Source organism: Pedobacter roseus, from assembly GCF_014395225.1.
In the GTDB taxonomy this organism is placed as follows: domain Bacteria; phylum Bacteroidota; class Bacteroidia; order Sphingobacteriales; family Sphingobacteriaceae; genus Pedobacter; species Pedobacter roseus.
The window spans coordinates 5750462-5776224 of record NZ_CP060723.1 but is presented as its reverse complement, the minus strand read 5'-3'; the positions used below and the strand labels follow the sequence as shown (position 1 = coordinate 5776224).

At 40.0% G+C, this 25763-nt stretch carries 13 protein-coding genes and 1 pseudogene; 5 read left to right on the top strand and 9 right to left on the bottom strand.

Going from position 1 to position 25763, the window contains the following annotated elements; translation table 11 throughout:
• Positions 1-213 precede the first annotated feature (213 nt).
• The 4 genes from trpC to H9L23_RS23860 form a co-directional block, all read right to left on the bottom strand.
• On the bottom strand, positions 214-996 hold the full coding sequence (trpC, locus tag H9L23_RS23875) for an indole-3-glycerol phosphate synthase TrpC (protein ID WP_187592651.1): 783 nt from the start codon (positions 994-996) through the stop codon (positions 214-216).
• A 56-nt stretch (positions 997-1052) separates the two neighbouring features.
• Complete coding sequence (locus tag H9L23_RS23870) at positions 1053-1637, bottom strand: anthranilate synthase component II (protein WP_187592650.1); 585 nt, start codon at positions 1635-1637, stop codon at positions 1053-1055.
• Between the two features lie 52 nt (positions 1638-1689).
• A complete protein-coding gene (locus H9L23_RS23865; protein WP_187592649.1) occupies positions 1690-3087 on the bottom strand; it encodes an anthranilate synthase component I family protein in 1398 nt (465 codons plus the stop codon).
• Positions 3088-3729: 642 nt separating this feature from the next.
• The gene (locus tag H9L23_RS23860) at positions 3730-4173 is read right to left on the bottom strand and encodes a cytochrome B (RefSeq protein WP_187592648.1); all 444 of its coding nucleotides are present in this window, start codon (positions 4171-4173) and stop codon (positions 3730-3732) included.
• Between the two features lie 112 nt (positions 4174-4285).
• On the opposite strand from H9L23_RS23860, the gene H9L23_RS23855 reads away from it, so the two are divergent.
• Together H9L23_RS23855 and H9L23_RS23850 are read left to right on the top strand one after the other, a co-directional pair.
• Positions 4286-7306 (top strand): amidohydrolase family protein, encoded by a 3021-nt coding sequence (locus H9L23_RS23855; protein WP_187592647.1) that lies wholly within the window; start codon positions 4286-4288, stop codon positions 7304-7306.
• On the top strand, positions 7296-8612 hold the full coding sequence (locus H9L23_RS23850) for an amidohydrolase family protein (protein WP_187592646.1): 1317 nt from the start codon (positions 7296-7298) through the stop codon (positions 8610-8612). The genes H9L23_RS23855 and H9L23_RS23850 overlap by 11 nt, the downstream gene beginning before the upstream one ends.
• Before the next feature lie 207 nt (positions 8613-8819).
• Here H9L23_RS23850 and H9L23_RS23845 read toward each other — a convergent pair whose 3' ends face one another.
• Positions 8820-9500: a hypothetical protein gene (locus H9L23_RS23845; protein WP_187592645.1), complete on the bottom strand. Its 681-nt coding sequence runs from the start codon at positions 9498-9500 to the stop codon at positions 8820-8822.
• 978 nt (positions 9501-10478) lie between these two features.
• Here H9L23_RS23845 and H9L23_RS23840 point away from each other — a divergent pair.
• From H9L23_RS23840 to H9L23_RS23830, 3 genes are all read left to right on the top strand, one after another.
• Positions 10479-13634, top strand: a complete 3156-nt coding sequence (locus H9L23_RS23840) for a TonB-dependent receptor (RefSeq protein ID WP_187592644.1) — start codon at positions 10479-10481, stop codon at positions 13632-13634.
• 103 nt (positions 13635-13737) lie between these two features.
• The gene (locus H9L23_RS23835; RefSeq protein WP_187592643.1) at positions 13738-15492 is read left to right on the top strand and encodes an ABC transporter ATP-binding protein; all 1755 of its coding nucleotides are present in this window, start codon (positions 13738-13740) and stop codon (positions 15490-15492) included.
• A gap of 17 nt (positions 15493-15509) precedes the next feature.
• Positions 15510-15725 (top strand): PLDc N-terminal domain-containing protein, encoded by a 216-nt coding sequence (locus H9L23_RS23830; RefSeq protein WP_187592642.1) that lies wholly within the window; start codon positions 15510-15512, stop codon positions 15723-15725.
• 838 nt (positions 15726-16563) lie between these two features.
• Here the strand turns inward: H9L23_RS23830 and H9L23_RS23825 are convergent.
• From H9L23_RS23825 to recG, 4 genes and pseudogenes are all read right to left on the bottom strand, one after another.
• Positions 16564-17850, bottom strand: a complete 1287-nt coding sequence (locus H9L23_RS23825) for an MFS transporter (protein ID WP_187592641.1) — start codon at positions 17848-17850, stop codon at positions 16564-16566.
• 164 nt (positions 17851-18014) lie between these two features.
• On the bottom strand, positions 18015-19889 hold the full coding sequence (locus H9L23_RS23820) for a RagB/SusD family nutrient uptake outer membrane protein (protein ID WP_187592640.1): 1875 nt from the start codon (positions 19887-19889) through the stop codon (positions 18015-18017).
• A 33-nt stretch (positions 19890-19922) separates the two neighbouring features.
• Positions 19923-23195 carry a SusC/RagA family TonB-linked outer membrane protein gene (locus H9L23_RS23815; protein ID WP_223191011.1) on the bottom strand — a complete coding sequence of 1091 codons (3273 nt, stop codon included), beginning with the start codon at positions 23193-23195 and terminating at the stop codon, positions 19923-19925.
• A 451-nt stretch (positions 23196-23646) separates the two neighbouring features.
• Positions 23647-25751, bottom strand: a pseudogene (recG, locus tag H9L23_RS23810) (ATP-dependent DNA helicase RecG).
• Between the last annotated feature and the right edge of the window lie 12 nt (positions 25752-25763).

The following is a 25763-nucleotide window of genomic DNA, read 5'->3' as shown; positions in this document are numbered from 1 at the left end:
GGCGACTTAGATGGTTAAATATTTTTTTTGAAAAACAGGGTTCAGCGTGCTTCGGCTACGAAAGTCCTGCTATCGCTTCAAATCCTCGCTCGTACCTCGCTGTGGGTTTTCCGCTTTATCAGGTTTATTTAACAGAAGACTGAAGTCCTTAGTTTAAAGGTAAAGTGCAATATAAACCTCGCAGGTTTTAAAAACCTGCGAGGTTTATACTAGTTATATCTGCGCTACAAATTCTTTAATAGCCGTTCCCGGATTATCTGTTTTCATAAAATTCTCGCCGATCAAAAACCCATTAAAGCCTGCAGCTTTTAAATCCTTAATGGTTTGCGGGTTGCTGATCGCGCTTTCTGAAATCTTTAAAAACTCATCAGGGATTTTATTTACCAGATCAAACGAAGTTTGAATATCAACCGTAAAATCGCCCAGGTTTCTATTGTTTACCCCAATGGCATCCAGGTTCGGAGAGATGCTTCTTTCCAGTTCTTCAAGGTTATGCACTTCTAAAAGCACATTCAAGCCTAAATTTTTTGCAAATTTTCCGAAATCGTTGATCTGCTGAGGGGTTAATATCGAAGCAATCAATAGAATAATATCAGCTCCCCAGGCTTTTGCTTCCAAAATCTGGTATTCATCAATCATGAAATCCTTTCTTAAGATCGGAATATTATTTGCCGCCCTAGCCGCAAGGATATCATCAGTTTTTCCGCCAAAGAAATCAACATCAGTTAAAACTGAAAGAGCAGATGCGCCAGCCGCATTGTAGGCCTGTGTAACTTCTGCAACATCTGCAATACCATTAATTAAACCTTTTGATGGCGACCGGCGTTTAAATTCAGCAATAATACCGGTACGATCATCGGCCAGTAAGAACTCTTTAAAAACATAAGGCGTTCTGTTAAAATGGACCGAATTCTCTAAATCGGGTATAGAAACGAGTGCTTTCGCTGCCGCGATTTCTTCTTTTTTACGTAATACGATTTTATCTAGTATGTTCATGCTAATAAGTTCAAACCTCGCAGGTTTTAAAAACCTGCGAGGTTTATATTAAATCCCTATGCTGTTAACCAATTCTCCATCATCTGCTTGCCGTACTCAGTAAGTACGCTTTCAGGGTGGAACTGTACACCCCGCACGTCCAATGTTTCGTGTCTTAAGGCCATAATCTCACTCTTGTGATCTCTTGCTGTGATTTTTAAACACGAAGGAAAGTTTTCTTTACTCACTACCCAACTGTGGTAACGGCCAACATTTATAGTTTGGGGACATTCCCAGAACAATGGTTCATCTCCATCTACAACCGTTACCGGCGTGGCAATTCCGTGCATCGGTCTGCCCAGATTTAACAAGGTACCACCAAAAACTTCGGCAATGGCCTGCTGCCCTAAACATACGCCAAAAATACTTTTGGTTGGTGCATAAGTTCTGATAACGTCCAGCAGTAAGCCAGCTTCTTCAGGAATGCCAGGTCCCGGCGAAAGCAAAATTTTATCGTATTTATCTACATCCGCCAAATCGAACTTATCGTTTCTCCAAACTTCGGCTTCATAACCAACTTCGTTAATTAAATGCACCAAATTGTATGTAAAACTATCGTAGTTGTCGATAACCAAGACGGTTTTTTTATTTATATCTTCCATTATATATCTTTATTTACATCATCCATCTCACCTCATCCATTTTACATCTTAACTAAATTCCCTCTGCCATTTCTACTGCCTTGCGCAATGCGGCAATTTTGTTGTTCACCTCCTGCATTTCTGTTTCGGGTACTGAATCGGCCACAATACCCGCCCCGGCACGATAATGCAGTTCGTTGTTCTTGCTCATAAAGGTCCTGATCATGATGGCATGATTAAAATCTTCGTTAAAACCCATAAAACCGATGGCACCAGCATAAAAATTCCTGCCCAATTTTTCGTTTTCGTCGATGAGCTGCATGGCTTTATATTTTGGCGCACCACTTAAAGTACCTGCCGGGTAGGTATCGGCAACCACTTTAAAAGCACTTACATTTTCCTGCAAGTGTCCGGTAACCTTGCTTACCAGATGGATCAGGTGCGAATAGTATTGTACTTCTTTAAACGATTTCACCTCTACCCGGTTACAGTGCCTGCTTAGATCGTTCCTGGCCAGGTCGACCAACATGACGTGTTCTGCACTTTCTTTAGGATCCTGTTCCAGTTTACGGGCCTGTTCTGCATCCTCGATATCGTTTCCGCTACGTTTAAACGTTCCGGCAATAGGGAAGATGTTTGCCGAATTATTTTTGATGGTAATCTGTGCTTCAGGCGAGGAACCGAACAATTTAAAATTCCCGTAATCGAAATAAAACAGGTAAGGCGAAGGATTGATGGAACGCAAACAACGGTACACGTTAAATTCATCACCCGAAAATGCCTGTTTAAATGCTCTTGATGGTACAATCTGGAAAACATCACCACGGTAAATGTGCTTTTGTAATTTTGTTACCAGGTCCATAAAGCCCTGATCAGTCAAATTAGACGACTCCTGTCCTCTGGTTTGAAATTTATATTCAGGGTAATTTTTATTCTGGATCAGGTATTCCATTTTTTCCAGTCCGCCTTCTTCTTCTCCTTCGAAAGTGTTTTTGAAAAGGGTGATTTCGTTTTTAAAATGATCGATTGCAATGATGTAACGGTATAAATGGTACTGCATCTCCGGAATCTCCTCTCCTTCTGGTGTTTCGGAAGTAAATTTGATATCCTCAAAATGCTGTACAGCGTTCCAGGTAAAGTATCCGAACAATCCGCTCGAGATAAACTTGATTTCAGGCAATTCGGTTTCTTTGAATTTATCCTTAAAATCAGCGATTTCCTCAATCAGGTTTTTACTTTCGGTAATTTCTACCGCTCCATCCGGAAAATAGGTTTCCAACCTTGATCCTTTTAAGATAATTCCGGCAACAGGATCGGCACAAACAAAACTCATGGAGTTCTCTCTACTGTGGTAATCTGAACTTTCCAATAAGATGCTGTTCGGGTACACATCACGTAAGCGTAAATAAATGCTCACTGGCGTAGTGGTATCGGCAAGCATTTTTTTGTAAGTGGTATTTATTTTATACATGATAAAGGTAAAATGGTATAAGGTGTAAGTCCTGTGGTTTGCATTATCGTATTTTTTTTAACAATAAAAAGCCCGGCGTGTGGTTCTACGCCGGGCTTTAATGGTTCTTTAATAAGGTTTAGGTTGATAAACTATATTTTTTTCATACGCAGCCAGCGCAATCCGTTTTCGAATTACTTTGCCAAAGCCATGTATGTATATTGTTGATCATGAGCCACAAAAATATAAAGAATTTTGAAAAACCGAAATATTTATGAAAATAAGTTTAGTCCGGAGTCGTGAGTCTGAAGTCGTGAGCCTCAATTCCTTGTCATACTGTGAGCGTGGCGAAGGATCTTTTAGGGTAAGATCTCTTTTCTAACCGCAAAGCAGGCAAAAGTTTATTGTTGACCATATAAGGAACGTAAGGGAATATAAGGGCAGGTTTCTTCTGCGTAAATCAGCGTAATCTGCGGGAACATATTGTATGTTGCCCTACGTGGGCCCGCAGATTGAAGAAGATTTGCACAGATTATTTTTTTAACCATGCACTCAACTCGGTGCCCTTCCTCTGTGTACTTTGTGGTAAAAAGCGAGTGTATTAAAACGAAAAAATCCCGCTCTTATAGCAGGATTTTATATTTTAATTGTAGAAATATCCGGTTAAGAAACCCCAAAGAACGATCTTCCGGGAACATCTTTAACCATTAACAGAATGGCAGCAATAATCAGGATCAATGCCAGTCCGAAGAAAACAGCAATGGTGCGGTGTTTTGCAACAGCTTCTGTTACCTTTTTCGATTTGGCGTTACCCACCGTAATCAAAATGATGGCAATAATCATCATCGAGGTATGTTCAGCTTTGAAATAACGACCAATGGCATCGCTCATTGGCAATTTTGTTAAGGGGCTCAGGAAATACAATACCAGGCCAATCAACAATTGAATGTGCGCGCTGATCAGCGTAAATACATTGAGCTTGCGATTACCTTCGGTGTATGTTTTATTACCCAGCCAACCAGATAAAGCATTGATTACAGCAATAACCAATAGAATTAATACGATGTAGCGCCATCCGGAGTGCGCAGATTTTAAGATGTTGTACATTTTTATCAAATATGTTTAGTCAAAAATAGACATTAATTGTAAAAAATAGGATATTCAACAGAATGAAGGCTAATTTATATTAGTTTTAAACAAATTAAACCCTAAACTTATTATGAAGAAAATTTTACTCGCCATTGGGCTGGTAATTTCTACTACATTTTTGTTTGCACAGCAAACTACCTTCCCGGTTAATGGCTCTTTTGATACCAGACCCGGAATGTTTGCCTTCACAAACGCAACAATAGTAGTTAATGCCAATCAAACCCTCACAAATGCTACACTTTTAATTAAAGGACAAACCATACAGGGCGTTGGTGCCGGTTTAGCTGTACCAAAAGGTTATGTGGTGATCGATTTAAAAGGAAAATTTGTTTATCCTTCCTTAATTGATGCTTTTACCAGTTACGGCCTTACTGAAGCACCTGCACAGCAACGTGGCTTCGGTGGTCAGCGTCAATCAATATTTATATCTACCAAAAAAGGTGCTTACGGCTGGAACGAATCAATCAGACCAGAAACTTATGTAAAAAATATTTTTTCTACCGACAGTAAAAAAGCGGATGAACTGCGTAAAGTAGGTTTCGGAAGCGTAAACGTGATCAGTCGCGATGGTATTGCACGTGGTGTTTCGGCAGCTGTAACCTTAAACGAAGGTGCTGATAACAGTGTGATTTTAAAAGACCAGACCGCAGCAAACTATTCGTTCAATAAAGGAACTTCGTCAAACGACTACCCTACGTCGTTAATGGGGTCGATTGCTTTATTACGCCAAACGTATTACGATGCACAATGGTATGGCAAACAAAAAGAAGAATACAATATCTCGCTGGATGAATTTGGCAAACAACAGGCCATGCCACAGATTTTTGAAGTAGATGGATGGCAGAACATCCTTCGTGCAGATAAAATCGGAAAAGAATTTGGCAAGAAATACATCATTAAATCAACAGGTGATGAATATCAGCGCATCAACGAAGTTAAAGCTACAGGCGCAAGTTTGATTATTCCTTTAACTTTCCCTAAAGCTTACGATGTGGAGGATCCTGCGGAAGCCAGAAACGTAAGTTTATCGCAGATGAAAGGCTGGGAACTGGCGCCAACCAATCCGGCAAGTTTGGAAAAAGCTGGGATTAAATTCGCATTAACGGCATTCGGACTGGAAAACAGTCGCGATTTCTGGGCGAATATCCGCACCGCGATAGAAAACGGTTTAACCGAAAAACAGGCTTTACAATCGGTTACCGAAATCCCTGCCTCGCTTTTGGGCATCGGCGATAAAGTTGGTTCATTAGAAAAAGGGAAAGTAGCCAACTTTCTAATATCATCTGATAACCTGTTCAAAAACGGGAACATCATTTTCGAAAACTGGGTACAGGGCAAACGTTTTGTGGTAAACAAAATGGACGTGAGCGATGTACGTGGCACTTATAACCTTAATGTCGACGGCGTTGGCGCTTTAACCTTAAAAATCACTGGTTCTGGTGGCGGCTCAACAGCCGCGATTGAAAGAGCTGGTGCAGATAGCGTAAAAACAACCGCTACTTTTACCCGCAATGGTGATTGGATCAGCATTAATTTTAACTTAAAGAAAAACCCTAAAGGCGATATTCGTTTAAGCGGTTACATTACTTCGGCAAATCCGGTTACGATTAAAGGCGAATCAGCATTGGCAGATGGCACTACAGGTAAATTTACCGCAACTTATAAAGAAGCAGCAAAAGAAACACCTAAAAAAGACGAGCCTAAAGCTAATTTGGCCATGGGTCCTGTAATTTATCCTTTCTCGGCTTTTGGAAATACTGAATTGCCTAAACAGGAAACTGTGCTGATTAAAAACGGTACCGTTTGGACGAACGAAAAAGATGGTATCCTTCAAAATGCCGATGTACTTTTAGAAAACGGAAAGATTAAAGCCGTTGGTAAAAACCTTTCGGCCAGCGGTGCAAAAGTAATCGATGCTACAGGCAAACACATAACAGCCGGTATTATTGATGAACACTCGCACATTGCAGGCGCCGGTGGTATTAATGAAGGTGCACAATCAGTTTCAGCTGAGGTACGTGTTGCGGATATTATCAACTCTGAAGATGTAAACATTTACCGCCAGTTGGCTGGTGGGGTAACTACTTCGCATATTTTACACGGTTCGGCAAACCCGATCGGCGGCCAGTCGCAACTGATTAAATTACGTTGGGGTAAATCGCCTGAAGAACTAAAATTTGTTGGTGCCGATGGTTTCATCAAGTTCGCACTGGGCGAAAACGTAAAACAAAGTAATTTTGGCACAGGTGCCCGTTTCCCGGTTACGCGTATGGGCGTTGAGCAAACTTTTGTAGATGAGTTTACCCGCGCAAAAGAATACCAAAAAGCATTATCGGTAAAAGGAAACAGTGTACGTAAAGACCTTGAACTGGATGCGATTGTAGAAATTTTGAACAATAAACGTTTCATTACCTGCCACTCTTATGTGCAAAGCGAAATTAACATGCTCATCCATGTGGCCGATAGCTTAGGCTTTAAAATCAACACCTTTACACACATTTTAGAAGGTTATAAAGTGGCCGATAAAATGAAAGCACATGGTATTGCAGGTTCGACCTTCTCAGATTGGTGGGCTTATAAAAATGAAGTTGCCGAGGCTATCCCTTACAACGGAAAAATTATGCACAATGTGGGCATTACCACTGCTTTCAACTCTGATGATGTCGAAATGGCCCGTCACTTAAACCAGGAAGCAGGAAAATCGGTTTTATACGGTAACGTTCCTGAAGAAGATGCCCTGAAATTCGTAACGCTTAATCCGGCCAGGATGCTGCATATTGACGATAAAGTAGGCAGTTTAAAAGCGGGTAAAGATGCCGATGTGGTGATCTGGACGGCCAATCCGCTTTCTATTTATGCCAGGGCAGAGAAAACATTTGTAGATGGGATTGCTTATTGGGATATCGATAAAGATGCTAAAATTATCAAAGCGCAGCAGGTAGAAAAAGCCCGTTTAATCCAAAAAATGTTAGAAAGCAAAAGCAAAGGTGGTCGTATGCAACGCCCGATGGGTGATGCGCCACGTTTATACAATTGCGAAACTTTAGAAAACTATTCAGCAGAATTAACCGAGAAAGAACATGCACACTAAACGATATATATTAAGTCTGGCTTTATCGGCAACAAGCCTGATGTGTTTTGCGCAGGCAAACATTTCGCCAGCTAAAAAACAAAGTAAAACCATTGCCATCACCGGTGCTACGGTACATGTGGGGAATGGAACAGTCATTGAAAATGGCACCATACTTTTTGGCAACGGAAAAATTATTTCGGTTACGGCCAACGGACAAGTACCACAGGATGATGTACTTCGAATTGTGGCCACCGGGAAACACATTTATCCTGGGTTTATTGCTGCAACCACCAACCTGGGTTTAACAGAAATTGAAGCAGTAAAAGCAACCCTGGATTTTCAGGAAATTGGCGATTTTAATTCGCACATCCGCTCCATCGTAGCTTACAACACCGATTCTAAAGTTCCGGCAACTTTACGTAGCAATGGCGTATTAATGGCACAGCCAACGCCACAGGGCGGCACCGTTTCGGGCAGTTCATCCGTGGTTCAGCTCGATGCATGGAACTGGGAAGATGCGGCAATTAAAACCGACGATGCCATGCATGTTTCCTGGCCGGTTACCCCACGTTTCAGAGGCGGCTTTGGAGGCTTCGGCCGTCCGCAGGCATCGCCAGAGGCACTGGCCGAAAGAACACAGGCTGCTATTGCGCAGTTAACTTCTTTCTTTGCCGAAGCCAAAGCCTATTCGGAAATGGGCAAACCCGAAGTAATCAATACCCGTTTCGAAGCGATGAAAAAGGTATTCTCTGGTAACGAGAAATTGTTCATTGCTGCAGATAGTCAGAAGGATATTGTTGCAGCAGTTAATTTCGCCAGGAAATTTGGCATCACTCCCGTAATCACCGGCGCAGATGAAGCTTACCTGATCATCGATTTCTTAAAAGAAAACAACATTACTTTGGTAGTGAAACAGCCTCATGCTTTACCAAACAATAATGATGATGATGTAAACATGCCTTACAAAAATGCCACCGTACTGGCCAATGCAGGTTTAAACGTGGTATTGAGTATTGATGGTTACTGGCAACAGCGCAACCTTCCTTTTATGGCGGGTACAGTTACGGCCTGGGGATTAGATAAGGAAAAAGCTTTATCAACCATTACCTTAAACGCTGCAAAAGCAATGGGCGTTGATAAAACCACAGGAAGTATAGAAACAGGTAAAGATGCTACATTCTTTATTTCGGCTGGCGATGCTTTAGACATGCGCACCAATAAGGTGGAACAAGCTTTTATTCAGGGCAGAGACATTAACCTGGATAACCTGCACAAACAATTGGATAAAAAATTCAGCGATAAATATACCGCTGAGAAGAAATAGATTTTTTTAATGGTTAACTGGTTAATTGTTTAAACCGGTTAATTGACTGTTAAAGCTTAAAATTAGAACGGCCGATATTAATTTACCGGCCGTTTTTTTCGGGTTATTTTTCTTTAAGTGCACACGTGGAACGCGTGCGCCAGAGGATTTAAACAAAGTCTTTTACAGCTAAATATATTTTCACGAATCGATCTTTTTTTTTTACTCTTATATTGCCGGTGGCGTTCCGTCCTTTTTATGCCGCGCACCTAAAGGAATCACAATCCTGCCATTCTCATAATCCCTAACAAATTTTTCATTTGTGCTTTCCCAGATTTTGATCAACCGGTCTAATTTAAAAAATGAGGTTTTAAGTTCCATAATTAAAGTTGGTATCTCATTGTTAAATCCTTTGCGTTCGGCTATCACTACCCTTGGCTGGTCTTTGTGTTGTTTAAAGTTTTCAATATGTTTCTGAAAAAGTTCCAGGTCATCCTTCGAAACACCATAAGGTTTTAGCTCATCTTTTAAGGCATCAATACGGGTATAAATACCTTCCAGCGCTGGTATCAATTGTTGATCGGTCAATCTTTCTAACCTCCAGGCAGATATTTTAAGCTCATCAAATAATATGGTATTACCAGTTTCCAGCGCATGGATCTGTGCTAAACCCGAATATTTAACCGCGCGGCTAATGGCAGCATCTGCAGTTTGATATTTGGTTGCTGTTGCACCAATACTTTTAATACCAGCTCTATTTATGGCCGCATTGATGCCTTTTACATCTTCCTCAATTTCGGCAACAATTTTAGTAAATACAGGCTGATCAGACCATATCGCCTTGTTCGCATTCAATACTTGAAGTGTTACATTGGCCATTGTTAAATAATTTTCTTCTTTTTGTGTCATTGTTTTTCGTTTTTAAATAGATTATTACTAAGTGATTTTCCTTGATTCAATGCGTTGTTAAGCAAGCATGTTCCATCGATCTATTCCACTATCCATTGCGAAACCGCCAGTATCAAGTGTGCACCTTCAACTATACCAGGCGAAACCGCCAGTATCAATTGCGGTATGTTCACTATCAAGTGCGCACCATCCACTATCCTATGCGAAACCGCCAGTATCAATTGCGCTATGTTCACTATCAAGTGCGTACCTTCCACTGTCCTATGCGAAGCCGCCAGTATCAATTGCGCTATGTTCACTATCAAGTACGCACCTTCAACTATCCTATGCGAAGCCGCCAATATCAATTGCGGCATGTTCACTATCAATTGCGCACCTTCAACTATCCTATGCGAAGCCGCCAGTATCAATCGCAGTGTGTTTTCTAGCAAGTGAGCACCTTCCAGTATACTTTACTTCGCTACAATCGGCGGTTGGCCAGCAGCAAGCATAAAAAACATTAAAACTGCGCACCATGGCCACTATACCAAGGCACTATCATTATGGGATGTGGGCTTTTGGCCCGTTGTAGGGATGAGTTCAGGCATTTAAAAAGCCTGATAAAGAAAATGTTGCTATTGGGCGTTAAACAGATCTGTTTGCCTGGTAACCACATCACTAATTTAAAAATTATTAGTAAAAACGAAAAGCATTTAAAAATTTTTCGGTGTTTGTAGTTGCGGATTCAGGTTAAACTTAACATTAGCTTAACATAAACTACCCATATTAATTTATCACCTGTGATTTATTTTAACATCCGGCACCAAAAAGCAGCAGGTAGTAAACCTTTTATTAATATAAAATCAGAATTGAGTTAACAGCACAGTAACATCTTTGTGATCATAATCAGAAAACTAATCATGATGATGAAACCTGCCTGAGCAGCTCAAAAAAATAACATGCTCAAGCGAGCTTCGCAACAACTTAAAAAAACAAACAATGGCGAAAAATTTACTAATGGCAGTGTTGTTACTGCTGTGCTGCACCTATAATGCAGCCCTGGCGCAAACTACACAGGCATCAATTTCGGGTATTATTACCGATCAGCAAAAGAAACCCATTCCTGGTGTTTCCGTACAGATCCGGAACAATTCAACCGGTTTTACCACTAAAAGCTCTACCAATGCACAGGGAGAGTATACTTTTAAAGAGCTTCCATTGGGCGGTCCTTACTCGGTAAAAGCCATTTATGTGGGTTTTGGAGAGCAAACCAGAAATGGCTATATGCTAAACCTTGGAGATGTGGTAAGGGTGAACATTAACATGCAGGAAGCTTCACAAGATTTAGAGGCTGTTCAGGTTGTAGCTTCAGGTTTAAGGAACAAAGTGCAGAATTTTGGTGCCTCGACCGAAATTTCGGCGAAAACCATGAATCAGTTACCTGTTAACGGACGTAATTTCTCCAACTTAATGGATTTATCACCATTAAGCCGTGGCGGAGGTATCTCAGGACAGCTAGGTTCGTCTACCAATTACACCATTGATGGTATGAATGCAAAAAATCCTACTTCAGCAGGTGCAACCACCAGCCGTAGCGGTGCTCCGTATTCTATTTCTATGGAAGCTGTTCGTGAGTTTAAGGTTGTAACCAATCAATATGATGTTACGCTAGGCAGAGCTGGTGGAGGTACCGTAACGGCGGTAACGAAATCAGGAACTAATACTGTAAGCGGTAGCGCTTTTATTTATGGTCGTGCCGATTGGTTGGCTAGCCGTTATGATATCAGGGGTATTAAACGTGATAATGATTTCTCTACCTATCAATATGGTTTTACTTTGGGCGGCCCGATCATCAAAGATAAACTTCACTATTTTGTAGGTTTAGATCATCAAAAAGATTCGCGCCCACTAATTATTGCTGATATAAATGGTCCTGCTGATGAGGCAAGATTTAGGATTACAAATTCTACTTTAGCAAATTTCCTATCCATCGCACAAACTAAATATGGAGTAGCAAACTCGCAACAATACGGATCATTTGCAAAGAAACGTGGTTCTGATGCTGCATTTGCCCGTTTAGATTGGCAGATAGACGAGAAGAATTTATTAACTGTACGCGATAATTATACTAATGATCGAAACCCTTTAGGTTTGGCCGATAATACTGCCATTAACTTTTACGAAAGTTATGGTAATGATAAAAACGTAGATAACAGTTTATTGGCAACGCTACGTTCGACCATTAGCAGCAAAATTACCAACGAACTAAAAGTACAGCACTTATATACTTTTCAGGCAAGTACACAAAACGACCAACTAGCTTATGCTATCCCAAGGGCTATTGTAAGCAATGTACCATCTACGCTTTCTGATGGTACTTCTGCAGCGACTGCGATCCAAATTGGTGGGCACCGTTTTGGTCAGGAAGGTTTCACGAACAATGTTGTTCAATTGGTAGATAATTTCTATTACAACACTGATAAAGTGAAATATACTTTTGGTGTTGACTTACAATATACCCGCGCCAAATCGCTTTATGGAAGTGAAGTAAACGGTCGTTTCGAATATACAAATACTGGAACTACCATCTCTTCAGTACAAAATTTCAACAATTTAATCGCGAATAGATTTTACCGCGAGGTACCATTGGTAGCAGATCCTACTGTTATGGCCAATATTTGGAATACTGCAATATATGGCCAGATGCAAACTAAACTAGCAAAAGGTCTGGAATTTATAGGTGGCTTACGTATAGATTACAGTTCATATCCAAAATCGCCGCTTAACCAACAATTATTTGATGCATTGGGCGTAAGAACAGATCACGAACTAAAGCAATTTTTGGTTCAGCCAAGAATCCAGTTTAACTGGGATATTAACGAAAACAGAACTGACTTTGTCCGTTTTGGAGCCGGTATATTTGGATCTGACGTTAACAACTACGTAACCATTAACAACTTAACGTTTGACGGAAAACACTTAGCTACTGTTGATGTTTTTGGTGCTGATGTACCAACGCCTAACTTTATCGGTTACAGAAATGGTACTGTTGCTACGCCAAGCCTTTCATCGCTTCAGTTGCCTACCATTAATACTTATGCAGAAGATGCCAAAATCCCGGTAGTTTATAAAGCAAACTTATCTTACAGTAAATTAATTACCGATAAATTAAAAGTAGGTATTACAGGTTACGCAACTTTAGGCCGCAACAATTATATGTATGTAGATCGAAATATGGTTGCCACCCCTTTCTTTACCCTGCCTAACGAGGATAACAGAGGTGTTTTTGTGCCAACTGTTAATGCAAGTAATGGTGTCGCTGATTGGAAAACAGGTCGTATAAACGATAAATTTGGCCGTGTCTTAGAACTAAACAGTAAAGGAAAAGTTAATCAGTTTGCCGTTGTTTTAGATGCAACCTGGAATTACTTTAAGGATGGAGAAATTTCGGCAAGTTATACCTGGAATGATACAAAAGATAATACCTCATTTAATGGTAACGTTGCAAACTCAGCAACCTTATCGCTACCAGTTAAAGATGACCCAAGAGATTTGAGCAATATGTCTTATTCTGATAATCAATTCAGAAGCAAGGTTGTTATTTATGGTACATCTCCAAGTTTTTATGGTTTTAGATTTGGGGTTCGCTACTCTGGTATTGGTGGTACACGTTATAGTCTATTGGCTGGTGGTAATATTAATGGAGATTTTGTTGCGACTAACGATTTAGCCTACGTTTTCGATCGAAATAACACAAACGTTCCTGCAAACATCCGTACCGGATTACAGGCTTTGTTGGATAATCCTGATGCAAGTCAGAGCTTAAAAGATTATATCAATAAGTATTCAGGGCACATTGCACAACGTAATGGAGGCATTAACGATTTCTTTGGTATAGTAGATTTAAGGTTAAGCTATAAACTAAAAATATATAAAACCCATAATCTCGAATTCTCCGGAGATGTATTCAATTTCGCCAATTTATTGAACAAGAAATGGGGCGTAAACGAAACTTTAGGATCGCAGGCACTATACGCAGTATCAGGTTTTGATAACACAAACAAAGCCTATACTTATCGTGTAAATAATTCTGGTGTTGTTACTCCATCAGGTAATCCATGGCAAATGCAGATTGGTATTCGTTACGGTTTTTAACCTTTAACTTAGCTAAGTATCTTAGCTTAAAGTCATAAAAAAAGGGAATGGATTTTTATCCGTTCCCTTTTTTTATGTTTGCACTAACAAACAACAAAACTTAATGGGATTATTAATCAACTACCTCAAAAACCACAAGTGGATTGTGGCTTTGGCGCTATTGCTTGCAGGTATAAATATTGGCTTTTCTTTAATGGATCCTTACTTCACCGGAAGGATTCTGGATTTATATATTAACAAAAGAGCATCTTTCAGTGATAAAAGTACCTATATCTGGGGCGCTTTAGGTTTTATTGGCCTTGCCATCGGTGCGGCAATGGTATCGCGTATTGCGAAGAACTTTCAGGATTACTTTACCAGCGTAATTGTACAAAAGGTTGGCGCAAAAATGTATGCAGATGGTTTGCAGCACTCTTTAAAATTACCCTATCAGGTTTTCGAAGATCAACGCAGTGGAGAAACACTTGGCATTCTTCAAAAAGTACGTTTAGACTCTGAAAAGTTTATCACTTCATTTATCAGTGTGCTTTTTGTGAGTTTAATTGGGATGGTCTTCGTAATCGTGTACTCGGTTTCGATCAGTTATAAGGTAACATTGGTTTATTTCGCTGCAATCCCGATCATCAGTTTTGTAAGCTGGTTTTTAAGCCGCAAAATCAAAACCATCCAACGCTCTATTGTTGGCGAAACTACTGCTCTGGCAGGTTCTACCACCGAATCGTTAAGAAACATCGAACTGGTTAAAAGTTTAGGCCTGGCCGATCAGGAGATAGAAAGATTAAACAAAACCACTTATAAAATTTTAGGTTTAGAACTGAAAAAAGTAAAGTATGTGCGCAGCATGAGTTTTGTTCAGGGCACTACGGTAAATCTGGTTAGAAGTTCGATGATTGTTGTATTGTTATTGCTCATATTCGACAATACCATTTCCCCGGGACAGTATTTCTCTTTCTTATTCTATTCCTTCTTCCTTTTTGGTCCTTTACAGGAATTAGGAAATGTAATATTGGCCTGGCGTGAGGCTGAGGTTTCGTTAGGGAACTTTAAAAAGATTTTAAGTACTCCTGTTGATAAAAAACCAGAGAACCCGACTTCTATCAATAAAATTAAGGACCTCACTTTTAGCACAGTTGGTTTTAAACACTTAACGGCGAATAGAAATGCTTTAGAGAACATCTCGTTCAAAACCCACAATGGACAAACCATTGCTTTTGTTGGCCCATCAGGTTCAGGAAAAACGACTTTGGTAAAATTACTGGTTGGTTTGTACCAGCCAAAAGAGGGCGAGATTTTGTATAACGGTATTCCAAGCAATGACATTGATCTTGATGCCTTACGTGAAAAAATCGGCTTTGTAACCCAGGATACACAGTTGTTTTCTGGTACCATCCGCGAAAACCTGTTATTCGTTAATCCAAATGCAACTGATGAAGAATGTTATAAAGTATTGAACCAGGCAGCCTGCCAAACCTTATTGGCACGTGCAGATAAAGGTTTAGATTCTTTGATCGGTGAAGGTGGTGTTAAGGTATCGGGTGGAGAAAAGCAACGTTTATCCATTGCGAGGGCACTGCTTCGTCAGCCTGATATTTTAGTTTTTGATGAGGCTACTTCTTCCCTCGATTCGATCACGGAAGAAGAAATTACCAAAACGATCCGTTCGGTTTCAGATTTGACCGATCACATTACGATTTTAATTGCCCACCGCTTATCGACCATTAAACATGCGGATAAAATTTATGTGCTAGAGAAAGGCCATATCATCGAGCAGGGGAAACATGAGGAATTAATTGCACAAAATGGTTTATATCAGGCCATGTGGCGCCAACAAATTGGCGAGAGAGTTGTTGAAGCTTAGGAACAAAAGACATTACCATGTTACTAGCACAAGTAGAAAGCAATCAGATCGCCATTATTGTTGTTATTGCAGCCATATTATGGCTGGCGCTAATATTAACCGCATTGTACCACATATCGAGAAACAACAGCATGGGTTTTACGGTAAAAGTACTCTGGTTTATTATTATCCTTTTCGCCCCATTTATAGGCTCGATTATCTATCTCATCTGGGGTAAGAACAAGAAGTTTTAAAATCATTTTAAATTTATAGTCAAGGTCCGTGTTTCCACGGACCTCTATTTTTTATTATGAAGTGTGAATATCACGGTCAAAAATTTTAGCCACAGATGCACACAGATAAACACAGATTTTATATCTGCTATTGAATGGTGATTAATGTATTTAAACGAATAATAAAAAGCATACTCCATCGCCAAGGTTCGTGTCTTCACGGACCTCTATTTTTTATTATGAAGCTTTGAATATCACCTGTCAAAAATTTTAGCCACAGATGCACACAGATAAACACAGATTTTATATCTGCTATTGAATGATGATTAATGCATTTAAAGGAATAATAAAAAGCATACTCCATCGCCAAGGTTCGTGTCATCACGGACCTCTATTTTTTATTATGAATTGTGAATATCACCGGTCACAAATTTTAGCCACAGATGCACACAGGTAAACACAGATTTTATATCTGCTATTGAATGATGATTAATGCATTTAAAGGAATAATAAAAAGCATATTCCATCGCCAAGGTTCGTGTCATCACGGACCTTTTTGCGTGGTGGCATTCGGCGTTGTCAACTTTCCAGCGAACGGTTATTAAAAGTTGACAACACTATCGCCCTGCAACTGTTAATAGCAGCAAAGCCCTTACTAAATTAAACCTGACTGTACGGAAATACTTTTTGTTGCACCACTCAGCAGGCACCACAATCATTGACAAAAAGATTGGAGGAAAGGCAGGACTACCGAAAAGCCTTGCAGACTATTGCTTTCCTATCCATACAAAAGGCACAAAGAATTATAGAGTTGTCAACTTCTTGGCATACGAACTATTAAAGTTGACAACTCTTTGTATTAAGCGGCCTTTGTTGTTTGTTCGTTAATATCCTGCAAACTTAATTTGGTAAGGGATTTCGTTTTTAACCAGGTAACCCCGGCAATTGCAATTGTCATACTGCCTCCAAAAACTACCGCTGGTACTAAGGTTAACAGCCTGGCCGATAACCCTGATTCGAATTCGCCGATTTCGTTCGACGAGCCGATAAACATACTGTTCACTGCTGAAACCCTTCCGCGCATATCATCGGGTGTAAGCAATTGCATAATGGTTTGACGGATAATTACGCTCACGCTATCGAATGATCCTTCAAGGAATAAGAAAAACAGGGTTAAATAGAAGTTTTTAGATAAACCATAACAGATGATGCTTAAACCAAAACCAGTTACTGCGATCAGCAAATTTCTCCATGGTTTCCCCATCGGCGAAAAACGGGTCATGGCCAACATCGTAATAACCGCTCCTAAGGAAGCTGCCCCACGCATCATGCCCAAACCATAAGAACCCAGGTGAAAAACATCTTTTGCAAACATTGGCAATAGCGCCACTGCCCCACCAAAAAACACAGAGAAAAGATCTAAACTCATGGCCCAAACCATCATCTTGGTTTTAAACACAAACTGGATTCCTTCCTTTAAACTGTGGAATATATTTTCTTTCGGAACGTAGGTTGACGGATGTTTTTTGAGTGTAAAAATGCAGATCAAGGAAATAGAAACCAATATTACAATAAAAGTATAGGCTGCTGTAATTCCCCAGAGCCAGTTCACAAAACCACCAGCAACGGGACCTATAATTGTTGCCAATTGCCAGCTGCTGCTGTTCCATGTACTCGAATTTGGATACAGTTCTTTGGGTACAATTTTCGCCATTAATGAGAAAGTTGCAGGTCCGAAAAAACCCCTGGCAATTCCGATGCAGAAAACCAAACCATACATAATAAGTACAATAAGATCTTCTTTAAGGTGAAGGTATTTGCTGGTAATGATGAGCATTAAAACAGATGCTAACCATACCCCTGAAAAAATCTTGATCAATAAACTGCGTTTTTCGCTTTTATCGGCAATGTAACCGCCATATAATGCAATCCCAATTGCAGGAATGGCTTCGCATAAGCCCACCAAACCCAGTTTTAGCGGATCGTGTGTTAAATCGTAAATATGATAACCAATAACAACAGCCTGCATTTGGTAGGCGAGCGTAAAAAAGAATCGCATGCCAAGGAAAGATCTGAATTCCTTATATCGCAAAGCTGCGAAGGGATCTTGTTTTACAATAACGGGGTTGGGGTCTGAATCTTCCACAGAAAAAAGTTTATTTGCAAAACTACGCTATGAAAATTAAATATGGGAATGGATAAACGTTTAAGATCAGTTCTTTTTCCATTAAAAAGTAAAAATGACCAATCTTTATTCCACAAAAAACCCGATGAATCCCAGGATCCATCGGGTTATCTAGCATGGTCAGTTTAGTACCCCGGATTTTGTTCGAGTAAATTATTTTTATTTACTTCATCACGGCTAAATGGCCTGAAATAAAGTTTATTATCCCAGCTTCTGTTCTCTTGCGCATTTTCTTCAACCGGACTATAAGTATAATCGTATACTGTTGGATCGTAATGATAAGGGGCCGACATGGTTTTACCAGCTTTAAATTTACCAGTAACCTTGATATAAGTAACTTTTCTGCCCAATGTTTCACCAGCAATTAACCACCTGCGGGTATCATGATAACGCTGCTCTTCGTAAGCCATTTCTATACGCCGTTCGTGGCGGTAAACTTCTCTAAGTCCGGCCTGATCTGTTGCGGTTACAGCTGGCATGCCTGCCCTGAAACGGATTTTGTTCAACCAGGTTGTAGCATTACCCAGTTCTCCTAACTCTATACTCGCTTCAATATAATTAAATACGGCTTCGGTGTACCTAAAGAATGGCCATGGCACGTTTTGCGACATAGAAGCATCTACAATGGTTGGATCCGGATCGATAAATTTATGGTAATAATAACCTGTCCAGCTGCCGTTCCAGTTTTCAATCGAACTTCCACGGGTATCTAAACCTTTAAAATCGATTCTGCCACTATTGTCCATTAAATCATAAATACCAGTCTGAATCTGGCTAGCAGGATCAACATTGCCCGAAGCTTTATCGCGTGGTTTCCAACCCGCACCATCATATAAAACGGTGGCATAAAAACGCGGGTCTCTGCTTTGATAAGGGTTTGCCTTTTGTGCAGCGTTTGCCCAGTTAAATTTGGATCCATCCTGCATTTCATAATCATCTACCAATAAACCGATAGGCGTGTTACCCGCCCAGTTATGATAACCATTTGGTCCATTTTGCTGCGCATGTTTAATGTTGCTCTGGATAATAAAATAACGGGCAAAAATTAATTCTGATGCGGCTGTTGCATCTATACCAGGGGCTTTACTTGCCCCGCCCATTGCGATACTTTTATAGTTTAACTGACCGTTGGCAACAGAAGCCGGAGCAGCAAGATCTAATTTGTAACCTGTACCTAAATCCATAACGGCTTTAGCAGCAGTTTGCGCCAACCGATAACGGTCTGGCTGGCTGCCACTGGCATAACTTAAAAAATCTAATTTTTGCGCAGCAATACCTGTAATTTTCGAAGTAAGTTTGGCTCTGTCATGCAGGTCGCTTGCAGCATAAATTAATACTCTCGATTTAAGTGCCAATGCTGCCAATGCAGTGGTACGTCCTTTATCAAGCGTTTTGCCTGTTAGCAATCTATTGGCTTCGTCGCAATCTTTTACGATAAAGTTTACACATTCCTCATAAGTATTACGTTTGATTTTAAAATCATCAGTTAACGCGTATGTTTTGGTAATAATAGGTACAGCACCATAATAACGTAATAATTGCTGATAGAAATAAGCACGTAAGAAATAGGCCTCGCCTAATAACTGATCTTTTAACGACTGGCTGCTCAGGCCATTATCGCCACCTACAATTCTTTCAACAGTAGTATTACAGGCCCTTATGCGGTTATACATTTGCTTGTAAGCCCAGGTATCATCTATCCACCCTAAGGTAGAAGGATTAATGGTTCCATTATTGATCAGATCGATACCACGGGTTGGGTGGGTAAACATAGCTTCGTCGGAAACTGAAGCCAGCATCTGTTCCGAAAACCCTCCATTTCCTAATCCATTGTAAATATCATTTACAAAGGCCTGTGCAAGTGCAGGGTCTTTCCATACCAATTCCGAAGATATTTTATCAGGCGGATTTACATCCATAAAATCTTTCTTACAGGAAACTGCGAGAAAAGTAATCGAAACTAATATATAGAGCTTTATATTTTTATTTGTTGCTTTCATATTCTTGATTGTAATTGATAAATAGCTATACATTTAAAACGCGGCTTTAATACCAAAATTAATTACCCTGGCCTGTGGGTAATACTGACCACTTGAATTGGTCGATTCGGGATCCCAAATTTTGATTTTATCAAGGGTGGCCAGGTTCAATCCGTTCGCATAAACCCTTACACTGTTCAAGCCAACTTTTTCAACTAAAGTAGTCGGTAATGTATAACCTAACTCCACGTTTTTAAGTCTGATATAATTATTGCTCCTTAACCAATAAGTATTGTTCAGTGCATTGTTACTATCTGTATAATAGGTAGCGCCACGGTTTGATAAACGCGGATTTACGGAACTTGGGTTATCAATGCTCCAGCGGTTTTGGTATGACCACTCTAAGAAATTACCAATATCACCCGATTCAGTTAAACCAACAATCTGCATACCACCAGTTGCACCCTGAATCAATACAGATAAATCGAACCCTTTATATTGTAGATTGAAGTTAAAACCTCCGGTAAAGGTCGGCGTACCGTTTTTATCCAAGCGAATTTTATCGTCAGCATTGATTTTGCCATCACCGTTGATGTCTTTAAACTTCATATCGCCAGGACGTAAATTGCTGGTGAGTGCACTATAATTAAGTGTATTGGCATTAACCTCTGCCTGATCTTTAAAAACACCATCATAATCATACACTAACCAGGAGTTGGTTACGCGGCCAGTTGAGCGTTGCCACTCCGGAGCACCAGGGGTTTCATCCCAAAAAATGATTTCATTTTTAGCATAACCGCCATTTACACTCACACCATAATTTAAATCGCCAATCCTATCGTTATAACTTAATTTAAACTCGAAACCTTTATTATTTACCTTTCCTAAATTAACAGGCGGTAAGCGGTCTACAATACCCGAACTTTCAGGCACTGAACTTCCTCTGCTGATCAGGATGTTTGTTCTCTTGTTATAAAAATAATCTAATTCAAGTGATAGTCTGCTTTTTAGAAAAGATGCATCTAAACCGATGTTCATATTGTTGGCTACTTCCCATCCAAAATCTAAATTGGGCACCTTACCTTCAGTTAACGATTTAGTGATTAAATCATTAAAAACATAAGTACCAAAATTCATTAAACTCAGGTACTGATATTCCTGCAGCGCGTCTCCGAAATAGGCTTCAGCACCCATCTGACCATAAGATGCCCTTAATTTTAAATTGTCAACGAACTTAACATTTTCTTTAAAAAACTGTTCTTCTGATAATCGCCAACCCACCGATACCCCTGGGAAGAAACCAAAACGTCTGGCTGTTGGAAAAATGTATGAACCATCTACCCGCCATAAAAATTCGGCAAGGTATTTTTCTTTATAGTTATAGCCTGCTCTTCCAAAATAGCTTAAGCGGGCCCTGTTAAATAAATTGTTCGGATCGCCGGGATTATTTCCTAATGATTGTTCTTTCTCATCACCTGCCAATAATTGCTCGATTGCTGATGAAAGAAAATATCTTCTAAAAGCAGTAAAACCGTCGTTAGTTACTTTTTCCCGGGTTACACCTGCCATTAAACCAATGGTATGATCGCCGATTTTTTTATCGTAATTAATCATTCCGGTTAAGTTGATGGCTAATTGTCCGCCAGCAGTTTCTCTAAGTCTTGGATCGGTATATTGCGACCTTACTGTTCCTGTTAATACTGGTGTTACGCCATCAGCCTGAAAGGTTTTTTTGTCCCAATCGTAAAGCGTCCAGGGTAATTGCCAGTTTTTCTGTCTGCCTGAATATTTATCTATCGCAGCAGTTCCGGTTACTTTTAATCCTTCAACACCAGGAATTTTAATTTCTACTTTACCAGTGGTTTGAAAGTAATCTCTGATATCTTTATTGTAGCCAGTTAAATCTGTAGTAGATACTACTGGGTTATAACCATATTCAATATCCCTTCCCGGCTGACCATTTGGCCAAATTGCAATTTCAGTCGGCCTTCCCCTCATTAAAAACCTGAAGATATCGCCAGCGCCTACTGTTGGAAAATTACGATCTTCTTCTCTTGCAGTTACCCCTAATGTGGTGGTGATGTATTTACTCAATTTTGCTTCCAGGTTAAAACGCATATCATATTGCTTATATCCTGTGGCAGAGTTTTTATAATAGCCATCCTGATCCAGATAGCCCAGAGAAACCAGGTATTTTACGTTTTCGCTACCTCCGTTAATCTGAACATTATGCCTTTGCTGAGGCGACCAGTTTTGGAAAGTAGTTTTAAACCAGTCTGTATTAGGATATCGTAGAGGATCCGATCCATCGCCAAATTTTCTAATTTCATCTGGTTTATAGGCTGCATTAATCGTTTTTCCACCTGTTGACAGGTAAGAACCGGTTGTTTTAAAACTGTTCCAGGCGGCCGACCATTCGTTTGGATTAAGATCTGAACCAAAGATATTCAGCTCATTCAAAATTTCTGCGTATTGTACCGAATTGGCCATTTTAGGTATACGCGTGGGTTGTTGCAAACCGTAGCTAAAATCGTAAGAAAATTGTGGCTTACCAGATTTACCTAATTTAGTGGTAATCAAAATTACCCCGTTGGCTGCCTGCGAACCATAGATGGCGGCAGATGCATCCTTTAAAACCGATACGCTTTCAATATCGTTTGGATTTAACCTTTCGATACCGCCCGCACGGTTAGGAATTCCATCAATTACAATTAATGCATTGTTGTTTCCAAGTGAATTGGTACCACGGATCCTGATAGTAGAGCCATCATAACCCGGTTCTCCGCTACTTTGCAATGCCGTTACGCCCGGTAAACGTCCTGCTAAAGAGTTTGTTAAGTTTACAGATGAAGATTTAGCCAGTTCTGTACCTTTTACTGAAGCAACAGCACCTGATACAACGGCTTTCTTCTGGGTTCCATAGCCCACTACTATAACTTCCGAAAGGTTTTGATTGGTTTCCGTCAAGCGGACATTAATACTCGTTTGATTTTTTACCTGTATCTCCTGATCTACATAACCCACATAGGTAAACACCAGTGTTGCATCTTCAGGTACTTTGATGCTAAAATTTCCGGAACCATCGGTTACCGTAGTTGCTGTACCGCCCTTTAATTTAACACTTACGCCTGGTATCGGCCCTTTGGCATCCGTAACCTTTCCCTTCACGATGATGTCCTGGAGGGGAGGTTTGTAAAAATCAAAGGGTTCTTTTTTGTGCAGTAATTTGCTAGGCGTTGTGCTGGCAGATGATGAAAAGACAAGACAACTACCACAAACAAGAAACATGCTACTTTTGGCAAAAGTCCTCAATAGATTTTTTTTCATAGTTTTCAATTTATTTTGGTTAGATATTGATTGTAATACTATTTAATACTCATGAGTAAGCTTAAGCGCTCATCACTTGCATTATTAAAATCCGATCTATTGAAATAATTATCTACATCGCTCTACCCCTAAGAAATTACTTAATTTCTTACTGATTAAGACAATAAATCGCTGTTAACCATCATGAAACCCTCTTATCTGATAAACAAACTATGTTAGGACTAATAAATTACTGAGTGTATATACCCAGTTTTTATAAACGTCATATCAACAGTTTATATTTGGTTACACGCAATATAGGAATATTAGGAATTTAAAAAAAAATATAAAATAATAATTTTTGAGCCTTACGTAGCTCAAAAAAACATTCACATATCATATACAGTAGTACAAATAATACGGCCGTAAATTTTATTGTAAAAATGGAATAAACCCGGAACGGATTATTGGATTAACTAATCTTATCAAGAGAAATGCCTCTTTCTAATTTTTTCAGGTAGGCTTTCAAAGTTGCATTTTCTGGCTTTTCTAGTTGGGGATCTTCTGAAAAGAGTTCGATAACTGTGTTGCGAGCCTCTGATAAAATGACCTGATCCTTAGCCAAATCAGCGAGTTTCAGATCTAAAACTCCGCTTTGTTGTGTGCCTGTAATATCGCCGGGACCACGAAGCTGCAGATCGATTTCAGAAATTTCAAAACCATTATTGGTTCTCACCATGGTTTCCAGGCGGATTTTTCCCTCTTTGCTCAGTTTTTGGCCGCTCATTAAAATACAGAAAGATTGTTCGGCCCCACGCCCAACCCTACCACGCAGCTGGTGAAGCTGTGAAAGCCCGAACCGCTCGGAATTCTCAATCACCATTACAGAAGCATTCGGCACATTTACCCCTACTTCAATTACAGTTGTAGCCACCATTATCTGGCTCTTGCCATCAATAAATTGCTGCATTTCGAACTGCTTGTCGGCATTTGGCATCTGGCCATGTACAATGCTCATCTGGTAATCCGGCCGTGGAAACTGATAACTCAATTGTTCAATTCCAGCTTCGAGATGTAAAAGATCAAGCTTTTCGCTTTCTTTGATCAATGGATAAACAATATATACCTGCCTGCCCTTGGCAATCTCCTGTTTCATAAAACCGAACATCCTCAGGCGCTGTCCTTCGTAAAGGTGTTTCGTTTCAATAGGTTTTCTTCCGGCTGGTAGTTCGTCGATGATAGAAACATCCAGGTCACCATATAAAGTCATCGCCAGCGTACGCGGAATGGGCGTAGCGGTCATCACCAGGATATGTGGTGGAATAACATTCTTTCGCCAAAGTTTAGCACGCTGCTCCACACCAAAACGGTGCTGCTCATCAATTACCACCAAACCCAAGTTCCTGAACTGAACTTTATCTTCAATTAAAGCATGGGTACCGATTAAGATATCAATTTCGCCACTTTCCAACTGTTCGTGTAAAATGGTACGGTCTTTCTTTTTGGTATTACCGGTTAAAATGGCCACCTTAACCAAATCATCAGTGATCAGTTCAGTGATTGAAGCATAGTGCTGACGGGCCAAAATTTCGGTCGGAGCCATCATGCAGGCCTGATAGCCATTGTCGTTTGCCAAAAGCATACTCATCAATGCTACGGCAGTTTTACCGCTTCCTACGTCGCCCTGTACAAGCCGGTTCATCTGCACCCCACGCTGTGTATCAATTCTGATTTCTTTAACTACCCGCTTCTGTGCATTGGTTAACTCAAAAGGTAAAAACTCTTTATAAAAACGGTTCACCTTTTCGCCAACTTTTTCAAAGGTAACCCCTTAAATTTTAATTGGCGTAAGTGTTTATTATGCAAAAGCTGTAATTGGATAAAGAATAACTCTTCAAATTTGAGCCGTCTTTCCGCAGCATTTAAATCTTTTTGATTCTTTGGAAAATGAATATTTAACAGTGCCACCCTTTTATCGGGCAGCTGATACTTATCAATAATGTATTGTGGTAAATTTTCAGGAACCTGTGGAATAATCTGATCCAGAAGCCCAGCTATTAAACGCTGTAACCCTTTAGAATCGAGGTTAAACTTTTTAAGCTTTTCTGTTGAATTATAAACTGGCTGAAGCGTAAGGTTCCCCCTGCCTACCTGTTTGCGCTGATAGAGCTCCATTTCGGGGTGAGAAATACTAAATGTACCGTTAAATATGGTCGGTTTTCCAAAAGCCACATAAGCCGTACCAACCGTAATGTTATCATCAACCCATTTTAGACTCTGGAACCAGACCAGTTCCATGATACCCGTTTCATCCTTAAAAACGGCAACAATACGTTTAGCCCTTTTATCTCCGATTACTTTTTTACTGATTACGCGACCGATAATCTGAATATACTGCGAATCGGGATTAAGCTGATTGATCTTAAAATATTTTGTACGATCGATATACCTAAAAGGATAATGCGCAAGCATGTCCTGATAGGTAAACAGGCCGAGATCTTTTTTTAAAACATCAGCACGACTAGGACCAACGCCTTTTAAAAACTCAACAGGTGTATCTAATACCGAATTAAACAAAATATTTTACCG